We start from the raw sequence: 857 nt of genomic DNA, 5'->3' as shown, positions 1-857 counted from the left end.
CCGACTTTGCCGTATTTCAGGCAGGATTCGTGGATGTTGTGCATGATGTCGAACAGGCGTTGGTCGACTTCTTCACGGGTCCAAGACAGGCGGATGGCGTTTTGGCTCATTTCCAAACCTGAAGTTGCTACGCCGCCGGCGTTGGAGGCTTTGCCCGGAGCGTAGAGGATGCCGGCTTTGATAAATTGTTCGACTGCGCCTAAAGTTGACGGCATGTTCGCACCTTCGGCAACCACATAGCAACCGTTTGCCAGCAGGATTTTGGCAGCGTCTGCGTCCAATTCGTTTTGGGTGGCGCAAGGCAGGGCAACTTCGGCCGCAATGTTCCACGGTTTTTGGTTTTCAAAGTATTGCAGGCCTTGTTCTTTGGCGTAAGTGGCCACGCGTTCGCGGCGTACTTCTTTCAGCTCGATCAAAGCGGCCAGTTGCGCTTCGGTCATACCGCTATCAGGGAAGAGGACAAAGCCGTTGGAGTCGGAAACGGTCAATACTTTTGCACCCAGTTGGATGGCTTTTTCGGCAGCGTATTGCGCCACGTTACCGGAGCCGGAAATCAACACGCGTTTGCCTTCAATGCTGTCGTTGCGGGTTTCCAACATGGCTTGGGCAAAATACACGCAGCCGTAGCCGGTGGCTTCAGGGCGAATCAGGCTGCCGCCCCATTCGAGGCCTTTGCCGGTCAGGACGGAAGCAAATTCGTTGCGGATTTTTTTGTATTGGCCGAACAGATAGCCGATTTCGCGGCCGCCTACGCCGATGTCGCCGGCAGGAACGTCGGTATCGGCGCCGATGTGGCGGTAGAGTTCGGTCATAAAGGCTTGGCAGAAGCGCATTACTTCGGCATCGGATTTGCCTTT

Annotated in this window: 1 protein-coding gene; it reads right to left on the bottom strand. The window is 55.3% G+C overall.

The features are described from left to right. The coding region (locus ACTHS3_RS15875) for a Glu/Leu/Phe/Val dehydrogenase dimerization domain-containing protein (protein WP_440368490.1) at positions 1-857 on the bottom strand (857 nt) is incomplete at both ends.

The sequence above is a fragment of the Neisseria sp. P0009.S007 genome (assembly GCF_051962515.1).
The sequence above is the reverse complement of the archived record's forward strand: the minus strand, read 5'-3'. Positions and strand labels throughout refer to the sequence as shown.